Below are 3,177 nucleotides of genomic sequence, written 5' to 3' on the forward strand. Positions count from 1 at the left end.
GCGGTGTCCTTGGCCCGCAAGTGGTCGAACGCGAATTTGGAGCCGAGCTGGAAGCGGGTCGCGCGGTAATGCCGCACGCGCTCGTAATGCAGCAGCGCCGTGGCCACATCGCCCTTGTGCAGGGCAAAGGCGCTGGCGAGCGCGGCGGCGTCCTCGAACGACTGCGCGGCGCCCTGGCCAAACGTGGGAAGCATGGGGTGCGCGGCGTCTCCGAGCAGACAGACACGGCCTTGGACCCAGGTTTCGAGAGCGTCGCGATCGTAGAGGCCCCACTTGGTAGGACGAACGATCGCCCCCGCCAGAGCGAGCAGGTCGTCTCTGCTGGGGCTTCCCGTGAATGCCTCGCCCACCTCGCGAAGGATTTCCTCCCTACCGACGGGAAACCAGTCGCCCTCCTCCTGCTCGAACGCGGCAGAGTCGGGCTCATAACGGGCGATCCACACGTTCAACAACTCGCCGCCGCGCACCCAGTACGTCGTCGCCCCGCTCTTGTCGTTCCGATGACGGTCCATGCTGTAGGAATCGATGGGATTGTGGTCCAGCGGGCTGCCGTCAGCCTTGCGTAGCGAGGCGACCGTCGTTCGTGGAATGAGGCCTCGAAAGCAGGTCACCTCGGTCCAGCGCTTTGGACGCGCCTTCGGCCACGCCAGCTGCAACGTGGCAGAGTTGATTCCGTCGGCACCGACGAGAACCTCGCCCGTGGCGGTTCGACCGTTCGAAAAGGTCGCCGTCACCTCGCCTTCGGTCTGGCGCAACTGCGTCAGCCTGCAGTCCATGTGCACGGTGATCGGGCACGGCGTCCCGCTGTCAGGACCGAACTCGAACACCCGCTTATACAGGCACATCAACAGGTCGAGCCTGTGCATGTGATGAAACCCCGCGCCGTCGCCGGCCGCGGTGACATGATCGAACGGGCGCTTTGTCACGCTGCCATCCGCGTTGAACTGCCGTGTCGATTCCAGAATGGCCGCCCGGCCACCGTCGATCACCCCATCGCCGCCTCTGGGATCGCCGCCATCCAGGTCGACGCCCAGCCAACGACAGATCCGCGCCCCGTTGGGCGGAATGTTCAACCCGGCGCCTGCGGTGCTGGGCACCTTCGTTTGCTCATAGATATCGACCGATGCGAAGACGCCGGACTGTCGCAGCGCCAATGCCGCCATCAACCCGCCCATTCCCGCACCGACAATCACTGCCCGCATCCTGTCGTCCTCACGAAGTAAGCGAACGCACCGATTTCCCACCTCACGGAGGGAGTAAGGTGGATGTTGCCTGAACAGATGGGTCGAGACTAGCCGCGGGCGAACTGGAAATGAAAGCAGCTTCTCGCATGGACAGGGAAGCCGCCTTGCGCCAAATCCGCCGCACAACGAGCGGGGTTAAGCTGGATGGTTGGGAGGTGGCCCGCCGCGCCCGTGAGATCGATCCGGCATTTCCGGTGGTCTACATGAGCGGCGACAGCGCCGACGACTGGGCTTCCAAGGGGTTCCCGACAGCATATGATGGCCAAACCCTTCGCACCCGCCCAACTCGTCACCGCTGTTGCCCACCTTCTGAACAGCGGTCCGCCGGGGGCCTAAGTCCGCGCTCCGGAACCTCTCGACGATGATTCTCGCGGTGGCTGAGGAGGCGCCTGAATTTCCTGTTCAAGCCAGCCTTACGGGCGCGCTGTTGCTCAGGCGAACAGCGAAGCGGCGCGTTGATCCGCGATCTACGTCGCTCGTCGTGCGCATGCCATCGGAGCATATTGCGGCGCGAATGAATGCTGCGAAGCAGCAGACAAAATGAGACTAAAAGTCAAGAGCGGGTCCGCTGGCGGCCTGCCCCGCGCCCGATATCCGCTAGTCTGCTTTCCCTCGGCCGACTGAATTCATGCGGATTTGATGTCGAGGCCGAAATCGGATGCGACACGTTGCGCGCGCAGAACGCGTAACGAAATCGACAGGGGAGGACACAATGGTCACGCGGATTATCGGCGTCGGCGCGCTCGCGCTGGGCTGCCTTTTATTGGCGGGCGGCGCACAGGCTCAGGAGAAGATCAAGGTCGGCGTCACGGCGACGCTGGAAGGCACCTACACGGTGCTTGGCGAAGACGGCATTCGCGGCCTGCAGACCGCCATAAAGAAATACGGCACCAAGGTGGGCGGCAAGGAACTGGAATTCATCATCGCCTCGACCGACGCGACGCCCGATTCGGCGGTGCGCGCGGTGCGCAAGCTGATCGAACAGGACAAGGTCCAACTGATGATCTCGCCGCTGTCAGGCGACGAAGGCATCGCGGTCAAGAATTTCGCCAAGACCCATCCCGAGATCACGTTCATCAACGGCGGCTCGGGGGCGCAGGAAACCACTTACGTCGATCCGGCCCCCAATTTCTACCGTTTCAACATGGACGGCGCGCAGTGGCAGGCAGGGCTCGGCAACTACATCTACAAGACCAAGGGCTACAAGAAGATCGCTACGGTCGGCGAGGACTATTCCTTCGTCTACACCCAGGTTTTCGGCCTCGTGCTGGAATACTGCGCCGCCGGCGGCCAGGTCACCAATCGCCAGTGGGTGCCGCTGGGCACCAAGGATTTCGCCTCGGTCATCGCCGCGATGCCTGACGACGTCGACGCGATCTATCTCGGCCTCGGCGGCGGCGACGCCGTCAACTTCCTCAACCAATATCAGCAGGCGGGCGGCAAGGCGCATCTGATCGGCGGCTCGATCATGGTCGACCAGACCATCCTCTCGGCCAAGGGCAACGCCAAGAACGCGCTGATCGGCACGGTCGCGGCCAGCGGCCAGGCCGACACCTGGGACGCGCCGAGCTGGCAGGCTTTTGTGAAGGCCTATCAGGACGCATTCCCGCCGGAGAAGCGCTTCCCGAGCCCCTCCTTGCTCGCGACCAACTATTATGGCGCCACCCAGGCGCTGATGGAGGCGCTGCAAAAGGTCAATGGCGACCTCAGCGACGGCCAGAAGAAACTTCGCGAAACACTCAATACGCTGGTGATCGAGGCCCCCAACGGCGAAATCAAGCTCGACAGCAATCGCCAGGCGATCGGCACGAACTTCGTGACCGAGGTGGTCGAGGACGGCAAGGGAAACCTGGTCAGCAAGGTTGTCTCGGTTATTCCGAACGTCAACCAGACCCTGGGCTACGATCCCAAGGTGTTTGCCAAGATCGGCTTG

The 3,177-nt window shown here is 63.2% G+C and carries 2 protein-coding genes and 1 pseudogene; 2 read left to right on the forward strand and 1 reads right to left on the reverse strand.

The window, feature by feature from the left end:
- Positions 1-1,202 (reverse strand): FAD-dependent oxidoreductase (locus tag WB528_RS22425; RefSeq protein WP_423890783.1); only part of this gene is annotated, 1,202 nt, incomplete at its 3' end.
- Between the two features lie 182 nt (positions 1,203-1,384).
- Between WB528_RS22425 and WB528_RS22430 the strand changes: the two are divergent.
- Positions 1,385-1,580 (forward strand): annotated as a pseudogene (locus tag WB528_RS22430) (response regulator); the annotation flags it as partial.
- Positions 1,581-1,956: 376 nt separating this feature from the next.
- On the forward strand, positions 1,957-3,177 hold a 1,221-nt coding region (locus WB528_RS22435; RefSeq protein WP_423890785.1), incomplete at its 3' end, for an ABC transporter substrate-binding protein.

The sequence above is a fragment of the Bradyrhizobium sp. genome, assembly GCF_049586575.1.
GTDB lineage: Bacteria > Pseudomonadota > Alphaproteobacteria > Rhizobiales > Xanthobacteraceae > Bradyrhizobium.